Annotated in this window: 11 protein-coding genes (1 of these 11 cut by a window edge); 3 read left to right on the top strand and 8 right to left on the bottom strand. The window is 62.1% G+C overall.

The window, feature by feature from the left end; genetic code table 11:
- On the bottom strand, positions 1-4,043 hold the start of the coding sequence (locus ACY8D3_RS21035) for a VCBS domain-containing protein (protein WP_462380792.1). 24,796 nt of this gene lie to the left of the window's left edge; only the first 4,043 of its 28,839 coding nucleotides appear in the window; the start codon lies at positions 4,041-4,043; its stop codon lies off the left edge, out of view.
- 299 nt (positions 4,044-4,342) lie between these two features.
- Here ACY8D3_RS21035 and ACY8D3_RS21040 point away from each other — a divergent pair, with 299 nt between their 5' ends.
- The 3 genes from ACY8D3_RS21040 (at position 4,343) to ACY8D3_RS21050 (ending at position 9,355) form a co-directional block, all read left to right on the top strand.
- Positions 4,343-5,689 (top strand): TolC family outer membrane protein, encoded by a 1,347-nt coding sequence (locus ACY8D3_RS21040; protein WP_462380793.1) that lies wholly within the window; start codon positions 4,343-4,345, stop codon positions 5,687-5,689.
- Between the two features lie 83 nt (positions 5,690-5,772).
- A complete protein-coding gene (locus ACY8D3_RS21045; protein ID WP_462380794.1) occupies positions 5,773-8,004 on the top strand; it encodes a type I secretion system permease/ATPase in 2,232 nt (743 codons plus the stop codon).
- A gap of 19 nt (positions 8,005-8,023) precedes the next feature.
- Entirely contained in the window at positions 8,024-9,355 is a 1,332-nt protein-coding gene (locus tag ACY8D3_RS21050) for an HlyD family type I secretion periplasmic adaptor subunit (RefSeq protein WP_462380795.1), read from the top strand.
- Between the two features lie 153 nt (positions 9,356-9,508).
- Here the strand turns inward: ACY8D3_RS21050 and ACY8D3_RS21055 are convergent, their stop codons facing one another.
- The 7 genes from ACY8D3_RS21055 to modC form a co-directional block, all read right to left on the bottom strand.
- Positions 9,509-11,404 (bottom strand): beta-ketoacyl synthase, encoded by a 1,896-nt coding sequence (locus ACY8D3_RS21055; protein WP_462380796.1) that lies wholly within the window; start codon positions 11,402-11,404, stop codon positions 9,509-9,511.
- A 630-nt stretch (positions 11,405-12,034) separates the two neighbouring features.
- Positions 12,035-13,318, bottom strand: a complete 1,284-nt coding sequence (dctM, locus tag ACY8D3_RS21060) for a C4-dicarboxylate TRAP transporter large permease protein DctM (RefSeq protein WP_462380797.1) — start codon at positions 13,316-13,318, stop codon at positions 12,035-12,037.
- A 1-nt stretch (position 13,319) separates the two neighbouring features.
- Complete coding sequence (locus ACY8D3_RS21065) at positions 13,320-13,946, bottom strand: TRAP transporter small permease (RefSeq protein WP_462380798.1); 627 nt, start codon at positions 13,944-13,946, stop codon at positions 13,320-13,322.
- Between the two features lie 153 nt (positions 13,947-14,099).
- Positions 14,100-15,092 (bottom strand): C4-dicarboxylate TRAP substrate-binding protein DctP, encoded by a 993-nt coding sequence (dctP, locus tag ACY8D3_RS21070; protein WP_462380799.1) that lies wholly within the window; start codon positions 15,090-15,092, stop codon positions 14,100-14,102.
- 213 nt (positions 15,093-15,305) lie between these two features.
- Entirely contained in the window at positions 15,306-16,691 is a 1,386-nt protein-coding gene (locus tag ACY8D3_RS21075) for a sigma-54-dependent transcriptional regulator (RefSeq protein ID WP_462380800.1), read from the bottom strand.
- A complete protein-coding gene (locus ACY8D3_RS21080) occupies positions 16,688-18,508 on the bottom strand; it encodes a sensor histidine kinase (RefSeq protein ID WP_462380801.1) in 1,821 nt (606 codons plus the stop codon). Before ACY8D3_RS21080 ends, ACY8D3_RS21075 begins: the two co-directional genes overlap by 4 nt.
- Positions 18,509-18,582: 74 nt before the next feature.
- On the bottom strand, positions 18,583-19,659 hold the full coding sequence (modC, locus tag ACY8D3_RS21085) for a molybdenum ABC transporter ATP-binding protein (protein ID WP_462380802.1): 1,077 nt from the start codon (positions 19,657-19,659) through the stop codon (positions 18,583-18,585).
- Between the last annotated feature and the right edge of the window lies 1 nt (position 19,660).

Below are 19,660 nucleotides of genomic sequence, written 5' to 3' on the forward strand. Positions count from 1 at the left end.
GTGTCGCCGGTATCGACGTCGGTAGCGGTCGGCACCCGTGCGGTCAGCACGGTGTTCTCTTCGGTGCCTTCACGGGCGGCGGTCACGATCGGAGCGTCATTGGTGCCCAGGACCGTGATAGCGATCTGCTGAGCCGTGCCGTCCGCACTGCGTACGGTGAACGTTTCGGTGACGGATTGCCCTTGCCCGAGTGCCTGGACGTTTGCCGCGGCATTGTCGAGCGTATAGGTCCACGCGCCGCTCGCATCCACGGTGAAACGGCCATAGGCACCGGCGGTGTCGGCCTGCGGTTGGAACCGGGCTTCGCCGGCGTCGGCGTCCTGGACGGTCAGTTGGCCAGAGGCGACCAGCGTGCCGTCTTCTTCGGTCTGGCCGGTAACCGTACCGCCAATCTGAGCGATGTCATTGGTGCCGACGAGGGTGACGGTGATGTTTTGCGTTGCCGTTCCGTCCGTCGACGTCACGGTGAAGACCTCGGTGCGGGTCTGGCCATCGCCGAGATAGCGGACGGCCTCATTGGCAATCTCATAACGCCAGTTGCCAGCGGCATCGATGGTCAGCTGGCCCAGCGGGCGGTCGCTGCCTTGGTAGGTCGCATTGCCAGGACGGAACCCACTTTCGCCTGCATCTGGATCGACCGCTGTCAGGCGGCCGCTGGTGATCAGTTGGCCGTCAGGCGTTGAGCCGTCAACCACCTGCCCGGTCGAGGTGCCGGTAATGGTCGCCGCGTTATTGGTGCCTGTCAGGCTGAGCGCAACGGTCGTGGTAGAGCCATCATTCAGCGCGACAGTGATGACGTCGGTTGCCTGTTGGCCGCCGGTCAGCGCGTCGGCGCGGCCATCGAGCGCGTAGGTCCAGCGCCCGGCGGCATCGACGACCAGACTGCCGTATGCGCCCGTGAGTGTGCCCGGGTTGAAGGCAAGTGCGGGATTGTCGACGTCCGTTGCGGTCAGCTGGCCGGAGGCGGTCGGCTGTGTTTGCTCGACGACGTTCGCGGCGCCGGCGCTGATGACGGGGAGGTCGTCAGTGCCTGTCACGGTAATGGTCACCGTCGCCGGCGCGCTTACGCCACCATTGTTATCGGTGGCGGTGTAGGTGAACGAGACGGCGCGCCCTGCGCCTGCAGGCAGGGCGTCGAAATCGGTACCCGGATCGAAGCGATAGGTGCCGTCGGGATTGAACGTCAGTGTACCGTTGCCGGCGCCAAGCCCCGACGCGACCTGATAGCTCACGATGGTGTCGCCAGTATCGATGTCGGTCGCGGCCGGAACACGCGCGCCGAGTACGGTGTTTTCTTCCGTAACTGCGGCGGCCCCGCTTACCACGGGCAGATCATTTGTCCCCAGTACGGTGACCGTGAGCTGTTGGGGCGTGCCGTCCGCACTGCGCACGGTAAAGGTTTCAGTAACGGACTGACCTTGCGCCAGCGATTGAACGCCTCTCGCAGCATTGTCGAGGGTGTACGTCCAGGTGCCAGCGGCGGTCACGCTGAAGCGGCCGTAAGTGCCGGCGGTATCGGTCTGTGCCTGGAAGGTGTTCTGGCCAGCGTCGGCATCGGTCACCTGAAGGGTGCCGGTGGTGCTGAGGGTCGTGTCCTCCTGCACGGTGCCCGCCAGATCGCCGCTGATCACGGCGGCGTTGTTGGTTCCGGTAACGGTGATGCTTATATCGCGAGTAGCCGTGCCGTCCGCCGAGGTGACCTGGAAGGTTTCGACCCGCGTTTCTCCCGCGCCAAGGTACGCAATGGCCTCGTTGGGCACGCTATAGGTCCACTGGCCATCGGCGCTGATCGAAAGGTTGCCCAGGGCTTGGCCCGGACCGGTGTAGGTGCCGGGCCCGGCGCGGAAGACGTTTTCGCCGAGATCGACGTCGCTGACGGTGAGCGCGCCGCTGCTGATCAGCGTCGGCGCGGAGCCCTCGGTGACCTGTCCGTCGCTCTGTCCGCTGATGCTGGCAACATTGTTGGTGCCGGTGATGTTGACGGTCACGCTCGTAACGGAGCCGTCGTTCAGGCGGACCGATAGCGTTTCGGCCGCACGCTGGCCTTCGCTCAGTACATCGGCGCGGCCGTCGAGGCTGTAGGTCCAGTTGCCCGCAGCGTCGACCGCAAGGCTGCCGTACTGGCCAGCTACCGTCGCCGGGACGAACGCGAGATCCGGATTATCGACGTCGGTTGCGCTGAGCTGGCCTGAAATTGAAGGCTGAACCCGTTCGACCACCGCACCGGTACCGGTACTGATGACCGGTGCATTGTCGGTGCCCAACACCGTGATCGTGACCGTCGCCGGTGCGCTGACACCGCCATTGTTGTCAGTGGCGGTATAGGTGAACGTGACTGCTCGGGATTGCCCGGCTGCCAGGCTCTCGAAGTCACGACCCGGTTCGAAGCGATAGGACCCATCGGCGTTGAAGGTGAGGGTGCCATTGCCGGCGCCGAGGCCGCGCACAAGTTGATAACCCGTGATGGTGTCGCCCCTGTCGACGTCGATCGCCGCGGGTACCTGGCCATCGACGGCCGTGTTTTCGTCGGTGGAGGCAGCCGAAGCCGCCACCGTCGGCACATCGTTGGTACCCAGTACAGTGACGGTGATTGCCTGTGTCGTGCCATCCGCGCTGCGCACGGTGAAGGTTTCGCTGACCTGTTGGCCCTGGGCGAGGGATTGCACGTCATTGGCGTCATTGTTCAGCGCATAGGTCCAACGGCCATCTTCGCCAATGCTGAAGCGGCCGTAGGTGCCTACGGTCTGGTCTTGCGTCACGAAGCGCGCTTCGCCTGCGTCCGGGTCCGAAACGACCAGGGTGCCGGAGACCGTATAAACGACGTCTTCCTGAACGTTGCCGGCGGTGTCCCCCGAAATCGTGGCCGCTGTATTCCCGGGCACAGGCGTGGGGCTGACAGAGTCAGTGGGCGCGGCAGGTTGCTGCGGCTCCACTGTCTCGGGCGGCACAGCTGGGCTGGCAGGGTCAGGTTCTGTCGGTATGCCTGGTTGATCCGGGCTTTCAGGCTCTGCCGGCTGCGTTGGCTCTACAGTGGCCGGCGGAGTCGGTTCGGTAGGCTCTGCCGGCTCGGCAGGAGTCGTCGGCGTCACTGGTTCCGAAGGAGCATCCGGATCAACCGGTTCGCTTGGAGGCTGGGGTTGATCCGGCTGAGAGGGTGCGGGTGGATCCGATGGTTCAACCGGGGGCGTAGGTGTGCTGGGATCAGCGGGAGGCGTTGGTTCGGTAGATGGGACCGGCGCAGGCTGAGTGGGCGTTGTCGGGCTCGTGGGCGTTGGGGTGGTTGGTGTCGGCTGAGTAGGCGTTGGGGCCACTGGCGGCTCGGATGGAGCAGGTTCTACCGGCGTCGTAGGTCCAGGCGATGTCGGCTCAGGCGGCGTAGGAGACGTTGGATCTGGCTCAATAGGTAATGTCGGCGCCGGAGCAGGCTCGGCAGGTGCAGGTGCAGGTGCAGGTGCAGGTGCAGGCACAGGCGTGGGGCTGACAGGGTCAGTGGGCGACGCTGTCGGCGGCGGGGTCGCCGGTGTGGCCGGGGTTGGCGTGCCAGGCGCGGCATTGGCGGTTGTGTTTTGGGCGCCCCCGGTACGGTCGTCGCTGATATCACGGGATGCGGGCAACCCTTCGGTTTCATAGCCCACCGTCGGGTCGACACGGTCGGCTGTAAGCGTCAGGTCGACGATGCTGTGACTGCCACCCGCACTGCCGCCGCCCGTTTCGCCGCCTGCCGCAGTCGGGTCGAGAATCTGGGTCGGGTCCTGCCCTTCGGCAATCGCACGCTGCAGCGCCTCGATGTCCGCTGCAGGATCGACGGATGCGGTTGCGGTACTCCCCAGGCCGGAGTCGGTCGCGACCCACTGACTGTCGCGGCCCATGTCGAGCGTGCGCCCGTTCGGCAGCGTAATCGAAACGGCGCCGTTGGCACCGGTGACGATCTCTTCGCCTGCAAGAATGCGGTCCCCCTCGATCAGCTCACGGCGCACACCATCCAGGCCAATGACGAAAACCTGACCGACGATGCGAGAGACGACGCCGACAACAGTGCTCATAAGGGTACTCCGAGAGGATTGCCGCGATAGTGCGAGCGGCTAGGCGGGGCAGCGAATTGATTTCGTCTAAGGCGTGCGCCGTAGAAAATTTATCGGTTGCGGCTTGTAAATGTTGAACCAGGTCGCAAAAAATTATGTTCGAACTTCTGGATTTTTCCAGGTCGATTCTGCCTGCCGTTTGGCTAGGACGGGGATTACCGCCCGTCGTCATGAGCTACGCTTGTCTTCAAGCCGCGCGACAAGCGCGCGATAACCTTTCGCTGCCGCGAAAAAGATCCCCGTACAGAAGGTCCGTGAACATGCGTGTAAGTCTTGCCTCCGCCATTGCCCTGACGTTGACGGTAAGCTGTGCCCAGGCGCAGACGCTGCAGCAAGCTATCCAGCACACTATCGACACCCATCCCGAGCTGATGGGTTCGATCAATGGCCGTCTGTCTGCGGATCAGGATCTGCGTGCGGCTCAGGCCGGGTACCTGCCGTCGGTTGATGTGTCTGCCGGATTTGGTCGGCAGGGGTCGTACAACAACACGACTCGTGCGACCGATAACGATTGGCGCGTCCAAAACCGCAGCGAAGGCCGCATTGGTCTGACTCAGATGATCTACGACGGCGGGGCGACGAAGGGCGAAGTGGGGCGGCAGTCCGCGACCGTTAATTCCCGCGCCTATCGCGTACTGGGGACTGCCGAGCGAGTCGCGCTAAGAACCGCCGAGGTCTATATCGACGTATTGCGTCGCGAAGAGCTGGTCAGACTGGCGCAGGAAAACGTGACCAACCACGAACGTATCCTCGATCAGATCCGCCTGCGTACGGAGCGCGGGGTAGGGCGTACGGCCGATTACGACCAGGCTGAAGCGCGCATGGCGCAAGCACGCAGTAATCTGCTCACCGAACAGACGAATCTCTCCGATGCGCGTATCAATTTTCTCAGTGCCGTTGGGACGCCAGCCGATCAGCTGAGCGAGCCGGATGGGCTTCCTGGTCGATTGCCGACCTCGCTTGACGATGCTCGCCGCACGATCATCGAGAACAATCCGGTGCTAAAGTCCGCCGAAGCCGACATCGCAGCGACCGAGAAGCAGTACGAAGCCTCGCGGTCGCTGTTCATGCCGCGATTCGACGCAGAAATCTCCCGCGGTACTGACCGGAATGTCGAAGGCGTCAACGGCCGTAACGATGACTGGCAGGCCATGTTGCGCATGCGCTACAACCTGTTCGCCGGTGGTGGCAGCTCGGCCCAGCGCGAGTCGCGTGCCTACCAGATTCAGGAGGCGCTGGACATTCGCAACAATGCCCTGCGCCAACTGAACGAGGAGATCGGCCTCGCCTGGAATGCGCTCGCTACAGCCCGCGATCAACTGCCAATTGCCCAGCAATACGCCGAACGGGCCGCAAAGGTACGTACTGCCTACCAGGCGCAGTTCAGTCTCGGAGATCGCACGCTGCTGGACCTGCTCGACAGCGAAAACGAGACGTTTACGGCTCAGCGCAACCTTACGGATATCCGGTTCACCGAGCTTTTTTCCCAGTACCGCATCATGGCTGCTACAGGTGAGCTGCTTCGCAGCCAATCCATGGCCGCGCCCATGGCCGGCGTATCGCGCAACGATGTGAAGTCCCAGGTACACCTGCCCGGCCTGGACTGAGCGGAACCGCCTATCGGTCATACGCATCACGCCCAGTTACCGGCTGGTCTACTTTCGGGTAGACCAGCCTAAGAGGTTTACCGATGAGCATGCTCTCCCAGAGCGACGCTGAAACATCTGCATTGCACGCGACGCCTTCGGACGCCTCAGGGAAGGGCGTATCGCAGTCGAGCCTGGATGATGCCGTGCGCGATCCGCGCGCCGGTCATGACGACCCCCTGCTCGACTGTCTCCTCATCCTGTGTTCGCTTCACAATAAGCCCGCCAGTCGGGCGAGCCTGACCGCAGGCCTGCCATTACCGGAACATCGCCTGAGCGTAGAGTTACTACCGCGCGCTGCGGCCCGCGCAGGGCTTCAGGCAAGGATGCTCAAGCGCACCCTGGACAATCTTCCTTCGATTGCGCTTCCCGCCATGTTGCTGCTGCGGGACGGGCGCGCTGCGGTGTTGTTGGGCTGGACGGAAGAGGGCAAGGCGCGCCTGCTGCTCAGTGAAACCGAGGGGGGCGAAGTGCTCGCTGAGCGCGACGCATTGATCGAGGATTACTCGGGCTACACGCTATTCGCCCAACCGCGACACCGGTTCGATACGCATCACGGCTCGCTGATCCCCCGTACGAAGGCCTGGTTCAAGGACACCGTCCTGCTCTCCAAGCGCATGTACATGGATGCGATTGGCGCAACACTGCTGATCAACATCATTGCATTGGCGACACCGCTGTTCACCATGAACGTGTACGACCGCGTCGTGCCGAACCAGGCCGAGGCCACATTGTGGGTGCTGGTCATCGGTATCAGCGGCGCGTTCATCTTCGATCTTATTCTCAAGACGTTGCGCGGCATCTGCCTCGACATGGCGGGCAAAAAGACCGACCTCATCGTCTCGGCGACCCTGTTCGAACGGATCACGGGTATGTCGATGAAGGCGCGGCCCGCCAGAATTGGCAGCTTCGCGCAGAACATCCATGAGTTTCAGTCGCTTCGCGACTTTATGGCGTCGCTCACGCTTACTTCACTCATCGACCTACCGTTCACGATCATCATCCTGCTGGTGATTGGCATCATCGGTGGCAACCTCGTATGGGTGCCGATCCTCGCCTTCCCGATCGCACTGGCGATCGCCTGGGCCATGCAGAAGCCGTTGTCCGAGAACGTCGAGCGGACCATGAAGCTCGCGAGTGAGCGTCAGGCGAGCCTTGTGGAGACGCTGGGCGGGCTGGATGCGGTGAAGGTCAACAATGCCCAAAGTGAGCGTCAGTATCAGTGGGAGCAGACCATCGGCACGCTGAGTCGCCTCGAGATGCGTTCCAAGGCACTGGCGTCCTTGGCGACCAACATCACCTCGCTTATCCAGCAGGTCACGGGCGTGATCATCATCACGTTCGGGGTATATCAGATTATCGACGGCAACCTCAGCATGGGCGGCCTGATCGCCTGCTACATGCTCAATAGCCGGGCTTTGTCGCCACTGGGACAGTTGGCCGGATTGATCGCGCGTTATCAGCAGGCACGGCTGACCATGGCGACAACCGACACCATGATGAATCTGCCTCAGGAACGGCAGGAGAACGAGCGCCCGCTGAACCGAGAGCGCCTCGAAGGCGCCCTTGAATTCCGCGATGTGCAGTTTGCTTATCCGAACCAGCAGCACCTTACGTTGCATGGCATCAACATCAAGGTCCGCCCGGGCGAAAAGATCGGGATCATTGGCCGCAGCGGTTCGGGCAAGAGTTCGCTGGAAAAGCTCATCGTGGGGCTCTATGAGCCAACCGAGGGCGCGCTTCTCGTCGACGGCGTGGACATGCGTCAGCTGGACGTTTCGGATCTTCGCCACAACATCGGCTATGTTCCGCAGGACATCCACCTGTTTAGCGGCACGTTGCGCGCGAACCTCGTCAGTGGTGCGCGCTATGTCGAGGATGATGTGATGCTGCGTGCGGCTGAACTCGCCGGCGTGCATGACTTCGCCCGGTTGCATCCGGATGGCTATGACCTGCAGGTCGGGGAGCGCGGGCTCCAGCTGTCGGGTGGGCAGCGCCAGGCCGTCGCCATCGCGCGTGCCCTGCTGCTTGATCCGCCGATCCTGGTGCTCGACGAGCCGACCAGCGCGATGGACAACGCCAGCGAGGAGCGCCTCAAGCAACTGCTCGCCCCTGCAATAGCCCGCAAGACGGTGCTTCTGGTTACGCACCGCGCGTCGATGCTGTCGCTGGTGGATCGGTTGATCATCGTGGATCAGGGGCAAATCGTTGCGGACGGTCCGAAGGACACGGTCATGGATGCGTTGAAGCGAGGGCAGATCAGTGTTTCGCGCTGATAAGGGAGGGCTACCCTCCATGCGTAATTTCTTCGGCAAGCATGACGAGTCCGAGACGCCGCTACCCGAGCTCAACAAGGCGCTCATCGAGGATACGCCCCGTCTGGCGCGGCTGACGATCTGGGCGCTGCTCGCGTTCATTCTGTTCGCGCTGGTCTGGATGGCATTGGCTCAGGTCGATGAGGTGACACGGGGGACCGGCAAGGCTGTACCGTCGTCACGGTTGCAGAAGATTCAAAACCTCGAAGGCGGCATCGTCTCGGAGCTCCTGGTGCGTGAAGGTGAGGTAGTCAATGCCGGGCAGCCCCTGCTGCGCCTGGACGACACCCGCTTCGCCTCCAATGTCGGCGAGACCGAGGCGGACCGGCTTTCACTGCTCGCCAGCGTCGAACGTCTGAGAGCGCAAACGGAGAATCGTCCGATCGCTATTCCTGCTGAAGTGCTCGAAAAAGCGCCAGGCATCGCTGCGAATGAGACGGCGTTGTACAACAGCCGTCGCCAACAGCTGGAGCAGGAAGTGTCCGGTCTACAGCAGCAGCTGACCCAGCGGCAGCAGGAGCTGCGTGAATTCCAGTCTAAGCAGGGGCAGCAGCAGAACAGCCTGAACCTCCTGCAACAGGAAATCCGACTGTCGGAGCCCTTGATCGCCCAGGGTGCGATCTCTCAGGTCGAGGTGCTGCGCCTGAAGCGCTCCGAAGTCGAGACAAGGGGCCAGCTACAGCAGGCCACGCTTGCCATTCCGCGTGCCCAGGCGGCGATCCAGGAAGTGCAGCAGAAGATTGAGGAAACGCGTAGCCGCTACCAGAGCGAGGCGCTCACAGAACTGAACAAGGTCAGCACCGACCTCAATCGTGTTCAGGCGACCGGGCGCGCCTTGGAAGACCGTGTCAGCCGTACGTTGGTAACGTCACCGGTTCGAGGCGTAATCCAGCAGTTGCTTGTGAACACGGTAGGCGGGGTCGTCCAGCCCGGCAGCGACATCGTGCAGATCGTGCCGCTCGATGACACCTTGCTGGTTGAGGTGCAGATTAGGCCGCAGGACATTGGCTTCCTCCATCCGGGTCAGGAAGCGGTTGTGAAGTTCACGGCCTATGATTACACGGTCTACGGCGGCTTGAAGGCGCAGCTCGAAAGCATCAGCGCCGATACGATCACCGATGAGAAGGGCAACAGCTTCTATATCGCTCGGCTCCGGACGGACAGGAATCACCTGGGGACGGATGAGAAGCCGCTTTTGATCATTCCGGGGATGGTCGCGTCGGTCGATATCATCACGGGCCGCAAGAGCATCCTGAGCTATCTGCTCAAGCCGATATTGAGAGCCAGGGGCGAGGCGTTCCGGGAGCGCTGAGCCCTACACGGCCAGGTGTAGAGGCGACAGGCGCGCAGCGATATCCGCGCGTGGCACCGGTGGTGGGAAGGCCACCTTTACGGGGCGTAGTGTTTAGCACGTCTTGAGCCGGCGCGGTGTGGAACGCCGGGTGGCCGGCGTTTCAACGGCAGATCACTTCATGTCGTCGAAGCGGTGATCAGCCTTGAATACCAACGGTTGGGCAAAGCCAGGTATCGTCACCTGCTCGTCCGTCACGGAAAGCCCGCGATCGTCGATCATGTTCTCACCGAAGTTGTAGATGACATCCAGGCGGCCCTTCAGCGCCTGGCCGTCATACGCTTGTGCTGTGGCGCGCGTCTGTTCGCGGCGTCCGCGCCAATGGTCCAGTTTCGCTTCGCCATGGCGCTTGGCAAGCATGCGCTCAACCACGTGCGGAGCGATCACATAGCTGCTGGCATTGTTGCCGCCGAAGCCCTTTGAGTTGATGAAGGCCACATCCAGCGTCTCGGCGTCATAGGCACGGTCCTTGTTGCTGATGCTGAGGTTCGCCTGATGGACATCGTCCGCCACCTTGTCGATGGTCTTGATGCCAGGAACGACCCCGTAGCGGAACGAGCCCAGCGCCGAGATCAACTGGTCGCCGCTCGCGGGTGCCAGGCTATGACCCACGAAGGCCTTCACCGCTGTCACCGGCCAGTCCTGAATGCCGAAGGCAGCGGCGACGCGGCCCAGCAGTTCGGATTCGGTTACACGGTTTGCGGGGGTGCTGGAACCATGCGCGTGTACGAAGCTGCGATCACGTACGGCATCGATTCCGAGCAGACGCGAGGCGCTCGCGACGGCACTGGCCATACTGAGGTAGTTGCCAGGGCCGGGGGCCGAAATCGACTTCTTGAAGCCGTCTGCATTGACGAATACATCCGTCACGGCGCCATGGATGTCGGCACCCAGCTGCAGCGCGAGCTCATCATCCATAAGCACCACGAACTGCGCCGCCTCGGCGAGCGTGAACCCGCAGTTGTCGCCAAAGGGACGGCTGGCGCGGCGGAAATCGACGTTGTCCTGGCGTTCGATCTGGCGCAGCCCGTCTTCGGTCGCCAACGCGCTCATCGCGTTGTAGCCCTCGATGCATTCCAGGGTAATAGGTGCCTCGGCATTGCCTATGATCGCGACGCGCGTGCGACCACTGGCAATCGCATCGATGCCCTTTTGGAGGTTGTAGAGGAACGTCGCGCAGGCGCCGGTTACGCTGCCCGTCGTACCGACACTACCCAGTACATAGGCGTTGATGAAATCTGCCGGCATCGTGTTCAGGCCTAGCGGCAATTGCTTGGCGCTGACACGGTTGCCGCGAAGTCTGGATTGCAGCAGGCCGCCGAAACCGTAGTCGTCGATCTGGCTCATGATGTTGCCGGCAAATACGGCGACCTCATCCGGCGCCACATGGTCGGTGATGGTTTGCCAATCGATGCCGACCGAACGCAGCGCATCGGTAACGCCAACAATGGTCAGCTGCAGCGCACGGGGATGGAAGCGGGAGTTGTACAGCTCGGACGGATCGAAACCGCTCGGCAACTGGCCGGCCGACTTCACAGGCAGCGGGCGATAGCTGTCGACCTTGAATTCACAGGTGTCATGCAACGTCACGCGGACATCGCCGTTCTGGAGGGGTTCGACACTCCAGTTCGCGGGCAGGGGCTCCGGGAGCTGTTTGTGCTGGGTGATGAACGTCAACGGCTGCTCTGGCGTCATGGCCAGATTCTTGTGCCAGTGCGCGGCATCGACATCCAGGTAGGTCTTTTCGATACGACGAACGAGCGTAGATTCGAGAATGCGCTTGCCCAGGCGGCTTTCGATCTCGGCAGGCGTGATCGGCTCGCCCTGGTAGCGGTAACCATCATCATGGCCTTCGACCAGCTTCATCATCACGGCGAGACCGGCGAGGGTTTCCTGGCGGGCGTGGCCGTCGAGCGTCTCGATCACCGTGCGGCGGAAACCGTGGTGGAACGAACTGCGGCCAGCCGCGTTGTAGCCACCGAAACCAACGATAACGGGCAATCGAGACATGTCTTTCGAGAACTCCTCAAACAGTAGGGCGTGCATCAACGGCAACGCCCGGCCCGACCCGCTGACATGGCAGCACAGCAAGGGGCAAGGCCCGAACAGGGATACCCAACCTGACGAGGCAAGACAGTGTCAGGTCACGGTTTTTTACAAGTATGACTGTATGGTCGAAATTAGTCAGGCCCAGTCGAGTGCATACCGTCGATCAAGGAAAGTGATGGCTGGCCGCCATTGCGGGAGCAAAGGTGCCAGCTAGCGGACCCGTGCGGCGGAGTGTGGCTGCGGTGCACGTGGCGGGCACGCATGCCGTCTTGCCCACTTTCGAGCAACCACTAAAGTAGGCCCGTAACGCGGGTGAAACCCCGCTCAGCCTGTACGCATCGCCTACGCCTAGCCTTCTGTCAGGGCCCTGCGCGCCGCCTTCAGGCGTGCGGTGTTCCCGCAGGGGGGCTTCAGTCCACCGCTGGCCATTGGACTTATCGTCATACCGAAGCACGGCATCAAGAAGATTCAAAGAATCGGTGGGCTGAAGCCACGCTACCGCTGGAATTATTCAGGCGCGTGGTGCGTTCTCTTGCACTATCCAATAAAAAAGCCCGACCAAGGGGCCGGGCTTTTCCAAGCGCGATCTGATTACGGCATGCCGAGCCAGTTCGGCAACGCCATCGAGATCCATGGCACGTAGGTAATGAGTACCAGGAACGACAGCAGTAGCATCAGCCAGGGCGTGGCGGCGCGGATGACCTGGGTCACGCTCATGCCGGTCACGGCTGAGGTCACGAACAGGTTCAAGCCTACCGGTGGCGTCAACAGGCCGATCTCCATGTTCACCACCATGATGATGCCCAGGTGGATCGGGTCGATCCCCAGCTGCACGGCGATCGGGAAGAGGATCGGCGCGAGGATCAGGATCACGGCCGACGGCTCCATGAAGGCACCGGCAATCAGCAGCACGATGTTCACGACCAGCAGGAACATCCATGGTTGCAGACCGGCCTCGAGCACCATCGCGGTGATCTGCTGGGGCAGCTGCTCGGTGGTCAGGACGTGGGCGAACAGCATCGCGTTGGCGATGATGAACATCAGCATGATGGACAGCTTGCCCGACTCGATCAGTACCTTCGGGCAATCCCGCAGGCGCATGTCCTTGTAGACGAACAGGGCGATGAAGGCCGAATAGACCGCCGCCACGGCCGCCGCTTCGGTGGGTGTGAACATGCCCGAATAGATGCCGCCGAGGATGATCACCATCAACAGCAGGCCCCAGATCGCCTTGCGCGCGGCGCTGAGCCATTCACGTAGCGAAGCACGCGGCAGTGCAGGCAGGTTCTTCTTCACCGCCACGATGTAGATCGCGACCATCAGGGCCAGGCCCAGCAGCAGGCCAGGCACGACGCCCGCCATGAACAGCTTGCCCACCGATTGCTCGGTGGCCGCGGCGTACACGACCATCACGATCGACGGCGGAATCAGGATGCCCAGGGTGCCGGCGTTACAGACGATACCGGCGCCGAACGCCTGGGGATAACCCGAGCGCACCATGCCGGCGATGGCGATGGAGCCCACGGCCGCAACGGTGGCAGGCGAGGAGCCTGAGAGCGCGGCGAACAGCATGCATGCCATCACCGCACCGATCGCCAGGCCGCCACGGATGTGGCCGACGGTGGCGTTGGCGAAGTCGATCAGGCGGCGGGCCACCCCGCCGGTGGTCATGAACGCACCGGCAACGAGGAAGAACGGAATGGCCAGCAGCGTGTAGTGCTCGGAGGTTTCGAACAGCTTGATCGCGAGCGAGCGGACCGAGTCCTGGCTGAACAGCATGATGGTCAGCGAGCCGGCCAGGCCCAGCGATACGGCAATGGGCACGCCGATCAGCATCAGCGCGAACAGCACCGCAAAGAGGAAGGCGATTGTCATTTTACTTTTTCTCCTCTTCAGCCAGCTTCATGGCCTCGGCCGCTTCGTCGGCCAGGCCCAGGCCAACCTGCTGATCGCGCAGGATGCGGATGAGGATTTCGAAGAACCGGATGAACGCCAGGGCAAAACCCAGTGGGACGATCAGACCGATGTGCCATTGCTTGACGCCAAAGTGACCGAGGTCCTCGGCGCCGATGCCGGCGATGAACAGCGTTTTCATCCAGTCGAAGCTGGCGACGCTGATCAGGCCTGCGTAGGCCAGGCAGCAGAGCACGGCAAGAACGCCGATCATTTTCTGCACATGGCGGGGGGCGAGCTTTACCAGCGCATCGACACCGATGTGGCCGCCGGTACGCACGCCATACGAAATGCCAAAGAAGATCAGCCAGGCGAACAGCGCCTTGGTCATCGCACTGCTCCAGGTCATGGCCTGGGCGTAATCGAGGATGAAGTCCCCGATCGCATAGAAGAAATCGCTGGCGCCTTCGAACCTGTCGCCGAGCGTATAGAAAACCGTGTAGAGGTTGTTCAGGACCACGTATACGAACGTGATCAGCGTCATGGCTGCCAAAAGGAAGGCGATAAAGGCCTCCTCGAAGCAGTCCCAGAAGCGCCGCAAAGCGTTCATGCTAGGCCTCTCCCGTCGAGTTGCATTGATATTGTGGAAGCGGGAACCTGCGCCGCGAGATAGGTGCGGCGCAGGCAGCAGGCGCTCGTCAGGTTGGCTGTAGCCGCGAATGGGCGGTGCCGAAAGGCCTGTCAAGCGCCAGGGGGTAACGCCTTACTGCTTGTTCGAAGCTTCAGCGGCCTTGATCAGGTCGGCGCCGATTTCACCTTCGAACTTCTGCCATACCGGCTTCATCGCTTCGCGCCATTCTTCACGCTGCTCAGCCGTCAGCGTGATGATCTCGGTGGTGCCGGCTTCGGCGATGCGCTTCTTGTCGTTCTCGTTGAGTTCGTTCGCCTGCTTGTTCACCTCGACAGTGACTTCCTCGACGATCTTGCCCAGCTCGGAACGAACGTCTTCTGGCAGGCCGTCCCAGAACTTGGTGTTGGTGATCAGCATGTAGTCGAGCAGGCCGTGGTTGGACTCGGTGACGTACTTCTGTACTTCATGCATCTTCTGCGAGTAGATGTTGGAGTACGGGTTCTCGGCACCGTTGACCACACCGGTCTGCAGGCCCTGGTAAACCTCGGCGAAGCTCATCTTGCGTGGGTTGGCGCGGACGGCCTTGAACTGCTCTTCGAGCACGGCAGACGCTTGTACGCGGAACTTCAGGCCACGTGCATCCTTGGGTTCGCGCAGCGGCTTGTTGGCGGAAAGCTGCTTCATGCCGTTGTGCCAGTAGGCCAGGCCGGTGATGCCCTTGCCCTGCATGGACGTCAGCAATTCCTGGCCCTGAGGGCTGTGCTGGAAGCGGTCGACTGCAGCCATGTCATCGAACAGGAACGGCAGGTCGAAGATCTGCAGTTGCTTGGTGTAGTGCTCGAACTTGGCCAGCGAAGGGGCGATCATCTGGACGTCGCCCAGCAGGAGCGCTTCCATTTCCTTGCCGTCCCCGAAGAGGGAAGAGTTCGGGTAGACCTCAACCTTCACCTTTCCAGGCAGACGCTCTTCGGCCAGCTTTTTGAAAAGCATGGCACCCTGGCCTTTCGGAGTGTGCTCGGCGACGACGTGAGAGAACTTGATGGTGATCGGATCGGCTGCACTGGCCATACCGGCGAGGCCGATGGACAGGGCACAGACGAGCGCTTTTGCAGTGAACTTCAGCATTGAGAGCTTTCCTCTTGTTATTAGTCGATGCGCTATCCTGAGCGCACAGATATCGGCCAACAACAACGAGCCCGCTGTCTGGTGAAACGCCTTGCTGTTTTTGTTGGCTGTGCACACTAGAGCAAAAACGATGCCCTTTTGCTAGCCCCTCTTGAACCGCTCTGGAATCGAGCTTCCGAACGGTTATTTAGGGTTGTTTTGGCGAAAAATCGCCTAGCTCTCACCATCCATGGGCGGGTTTCCGCCGCCCAAGTGCAGGCCATGCTTGCGCAATTTGTCATGAAGTGTCTTTCGTGGGAGGCCAAGGCTCTCCGCCAGGCTGCGCAGCGATGTATGCGGACGACTCAGCTCGGCTGCAATCAATGCTTTTTCAAACGCTTCTACCTGCTCGCTAAGCCCCCCGGCAGTGTCCGACGCGAAGTGCTCGCCGGGCATGTCCAGCCCCAGATCAAGCCCGATGGCAAAGCGCTCGGCGGCATTCTGGAGTTCGCGCACGTTTCCTGGCCAGTCATGCCGAAGCAACAAGGCGCGTTGCGCCGGCGTCAATGCGCGCGACGGCAGCCCATGACGTTGGGCCGCGGCACCTGCGAAGTGCTCGAACAGTACCAGCGCGTCTTCACCCCGCTCGCGTAGCGAGGGGATGCGCAGCGGTGCCACGTTGAGTCGATAATAGAGGTCCGCTCGGAAGCGGCCCTGATCAGCCGCGAGCCTGAGATCTTCCTTGGTGGCGGCAATGACGCGTATGTCGAGCGGAATGAGCTGGTTGGAGCCCATGCGCTCGACGACACGTTCCTGCAGCAGACGCAGCAGCTTGACCTGCACGTCCAGATTCATGCTCTCGATCTCGTCGAGGAAGACGGTACCTCCATTGGCGTATTCGAACTTGCCCACGCGGCGTTTCTGGGCGCCGGTGAAGGCACCGGCTTCATGCCCGAACAATTCGCTTTCCACGACCGATTCAGCCAATGCACCGGTATTGATCGCGACGAAGGGGCCGTTGCGCCGGGAAGAGAGATCATGAAGTGCACGGGCAACCACTTCCTTCCCCGCACCGGTTTCGCCCAGGATCAACACGTCTGCCTGGATAGCAGCGAGGGCGCCGACCTGCTGCCGCAGGCGTTGCATGGGTGCGGACTGTCCGATCAGGCGGCTGTCCAGCTCTCGACGCTCGCTCAGGGCGAGGCGCAGGCTACGGTTCTCGATGACGAGTCGGCGTCGATCCAGTGCGCGCTTCACGCTATCGGTCAACGCCTCGCTTGGGAAGGGTTTCTCGAGAAAGTCATAAGCACCTTCGCGCATCGCCTGCACGGCAAGCGGGACATCGCCGTGGCCGGTGATAAGCAGGACGGGCAGCTCAGGGTCACGCTCGTGCAGCTGCTTGAGCAGAGCCAGCCCGTCAACGCCGGGCATGCGGATATCGCTCACCACCACGCCCGGCCAGTCGCGTTCGATGCGCGGGGCCAATTCCTGTGCATCAGCCAAAGGCATCACGTTCAAACCTGCCAGATCGAGCGTCTGGCTCAAGGCCTGGCGCAAATGGGAATCGTCGTCGATCAGCAGGACCTGTACGGACGGGTCGATCGAGGTGATCTTGCTCAATTCGATGGATCCTCGGGGGCTTGGGGAACGACGCCGGGTGTTGACCGGCACAGGCACAAACGAATCACGGCGCCACCCTCGGGGTGGTTGGCAAAGCTCAATTCACCGCCAAGCGCGCGGGTGAGGGCATCGCAGATCGCAAGACCCAGGCCGAGCCCTTGAGCGCTCGTCTTGGTCGTGAAAAAGGGCTCGAGGGCTCGATCGAGTGCATCTTCGGTAAATCCAGGGCCGTTGTCGCGAATCGTCAGGGTCACCCTGTCTGCGGAGCCTTCGGTGCTTATCCAGAGCTTGCGAGGCGCAGCCTTCTCGGTGAGCGCGTCGAGCGCATTCGCGAGGAGATTGCCGAGCACCTGCCGCAGGCGGGTTTCCCCGGCCTGGACCCACAGCGGCGCATCGGGCAGGTCGCGAATGAGCTCGACATCCAGCGCTCGTCGCCGCTTGGCGAGCAATGCCAGCGCATCCTCAATGGCAGGCTGCAAGGCAACACTTTCCGGCGCGTGTCGGTCACGACGCGCAAACGCACGCAAATGAGAGATGATCGACGCCATTCGACTGGTGATATCACTTATCTGCCGGAGGTTTTCTCGCGCATCCGAGTAGCGCTGATGCTCCAGCAGCACGACCGCATTATCGGCATAGCTGCGAATCGCCCCGAGTGGCTGGTTGAGTTCGTGGCTGATGCTCGCGGACATGGTGCCCAGCGCTGAGAGCTTGCCGGCCTGGACGAGCTCGTCCTGTGCCCTGAACAGCTCCTGCTGCGCGTGCTCGCGTTCGAGTACCTCTTCCTTGAGGCGCGAATTGAGCCGCTCCAGATCCTGGGTTCGCTCCTGAACCCTATGCTCCAGTTCGCGCCGCGCGCGGGCATCCATCGCAATGCGTTCGAGATAATGTCGGCGGCGTTGCATGACGAGGCCGATGAGCAGGATCAGAACCAGCAGAACGGCCGTTCCAATGAACAGGACCGTATTAACCGGCCGCTCGATCAGGGAGCGAGGCGCGCGGATGCTCACGGTCCAGTTCATCTCGTCTAGGTGACGCGCCTGGCTTAGCCAAGCGGTATCGCTCAGGTGCAGCGGCTGCGGATCGAGGGTGGGGTAGGGCTGTACCGAACGGATTTCAGCGTGCTCGGCATCGGTCAATGGGCGAGTGGCGCGAAACCGCCAATCCGCTCGGGACGTCAGAATGACGACGCCGTAGGCGTCCGTGACGACGAGCTGTTCAGGCGTATTGCCCCAAAGGGTTTCGGTATGGTCCAGATCCACCTTCACTACCAGTTCACCCTTCACGAGGCCGTCTTCCTTGACGGGGGCGGCGAAGTAGTAGCCCCGCTTGCCAGATGTCGTCCCAAGACCGAAGAATCGGCCGAGCCGGCCAGCCGCCGCGTCCTGGAAGTAGGGTCGGAAGGAAAAGTTGCGCCCTACGAAGCTGTCGGGCTCGGCCCAGTTCGAAGCGGCCAGCGTTTCGCCATCGAGCGCCATGAGATAGATCGCATCGGCTCCGGTCAGCTCACGTAGGCGCGCCAGGAGCTCGTTGGCCTCGGCCACGTATTCCGGCTTTTCTGCGTGCTCCAGAACGTGACGTAGCGCGGGCAGATCGCCAAGTGTCTGCGGCAGCACCTCATAGCGCTTGAGGATGCCCAGCAGGTTGGCCACGTACAGATCGAGCGTCTGGCTGTTCTGCTGCGCCAGTTCGCCGGTGTAGTAGCGCTCTGCCAGGCGATGAAGCGGAAACAGCAGCAACCCGAGCATGAATGCCAGCAGGAGCAGGTGACGCCAACGAGGGCGTGGGGGAATTTCGGTGGTTTCGGCAGCGGACATGATCGCGAGCAGGCAGAGAAACGGTCGTCATTATGCCTGCTCGCCGAGGGGACCACGATGCCCGTACGACGCCCTTATCCCAGCAAGGCGACAGACTTGATCTGCGCCCAGACGGCCGTGCCGGGCGTGATGCCCAACTGCTCCGCGGAAAACTGGGTGATGCGCGCCAGGATTGCCGTATCGCCGACCCGCAGCCGCACAAGGCGATGGGCATGATTATCCGTAGTCGCTACGGCTTCGACGTGTGCCGGCAGGATATTGAGGATGCTGCTGCTTTCGGGGCGCTTCAGGCTAAGGCTGACGTCCCGAGCCTGGATACGGATGCGCAGCGTTTGCCCGGTGGGCAGTGGAGCGTGGGCGAGGCGAAGCTGTTGGTCATGATCGAAGCCCAGCGTGAGCAGGCCGTAGCGCGCTTCATGCGCTTCGACTCGGCCGCGGATGAGCACACCGGCATCGTCACTCTGGGCCAGCGGCAGATCGGTACGAGCAAGGGTTTCGCCTGTTTCGCCGCTGGCGATTGCACGTCCGTGTTCCATCAGCACGAGGTGATCGGCCAGGCGGACAACCTCGTCCGGCGCATGGCTGACATAGAAGATCGGGATGTCCAATGTGTCATGCAGGCACTCGAGATAGGGCAGGATTTCCGCCTTGCGCTTGTAGTCCAGCGCGGCGAGAGGCTCGTCCATCAATAGGAGTCGCGGGCTGGTCAACAGGGCGCGGGCGATGCCGACTCGCTGGCGTTCGCCGCCTGACAGCCGCGCCGGGTGACGGTCTAGCAGGTCACCGATGCCAAGCAGTGCTATCGCCTGATCTTCGGCGATGCGGCGTCCATTCGCCGGTACGCGCTTCTGGCCGTAGCGCAGGTTTTGCGCCACGGTCAGATGCGGAAAGAGATTCGCGTCTTGGAAGACATATCCGATCGGCCTGCGGTGAGGCGGCAGGAAGATCCCCGACTGGCTGTCGTGCCACGTCTCGCCGTTGACTACCAAACGGCCCTGCGCTTCGGGTTCCAGCCCGGCAATGCAACGCAGCAGTGTTGTCTTGCCGGAGCCGGATGGGCCGAAGAACGCCGTGACGCCTGAGGCGGGCAGTTGGAGTTCTACAGCCAGGTCGAAGCTGTCCCAGCCCAGGTGAAAGTGTGCATCGATCATG

The organism is Pseudomonas sp. Marseille-QA0892, from assembly GCF_054950135.1.

Bases quoted from the DNA above. Each gene is read 5' to 3' on its own strand.
- ACY8D3_RS21040 (WP_462380793.1), top strand. From the start codon at position 4,343: ATGCGTGTAAGTCTTGCCTCCGCCATTGCCCTGACGTTGACGGTAAGC.
- ACY8D3_RS21045 (WP_462380794.1), top strand. From the start codon at position 5,773: ATGAGCATGCTCTCCCAGAGCGACGCTGAAACATCTGCATTGCACGCG.
- ACY8D3_RS21050 (WP_462380795.1), top strand. From the start codon at position 8,024: ATGCGTAATTTCTTCGGCAAGCATGACGAGTCCGAGACGCCGCTACCC.
- ACY8D3_RS21055 (WP_462380796.1), bottom strand. From the start codon at position 11,404: ATGTCTCGATTGCCCGTTATCGTTGGTTTCGGTGGCTACAACGCGGCT.
- dctM (WP_462380797.1), bottom strand. From the start codon at position 13,318: ATGACAATCGCCTTCCTCTTTGCGGTGCTGTTCGCGCTGATGCTGATC.
- ACY8D3_RS21065 (WP_462380798.1), bottom strand. From the start codon at position 13,946: ATGAACGCTTTGCGGCGCTTCTGGGACTGCTTCGAGGAGGCCTTTATC.
- dctP (WP_462380799.1), bottom strand. From the start codon at position 15,092: ATGCTGAAGTTCACTGCAAAAGCGCTCGTCTGTGCCCTGTCCATCGGC.
- ACY8D3_RS21080 (WP_462380801.1), bottom strand. From the start codon at position 18,508: ATGTCCGCTGCCGAAACCACCGAAATTCCCCCACGCCCTCGTTGGCGT.
- modC (WP_462380802.1), bottom strand. From the start codon at position 19,659: ATGATCGATGCACACTTTCACCTGGGCTGGGACAGCTTCGACCTGGCT.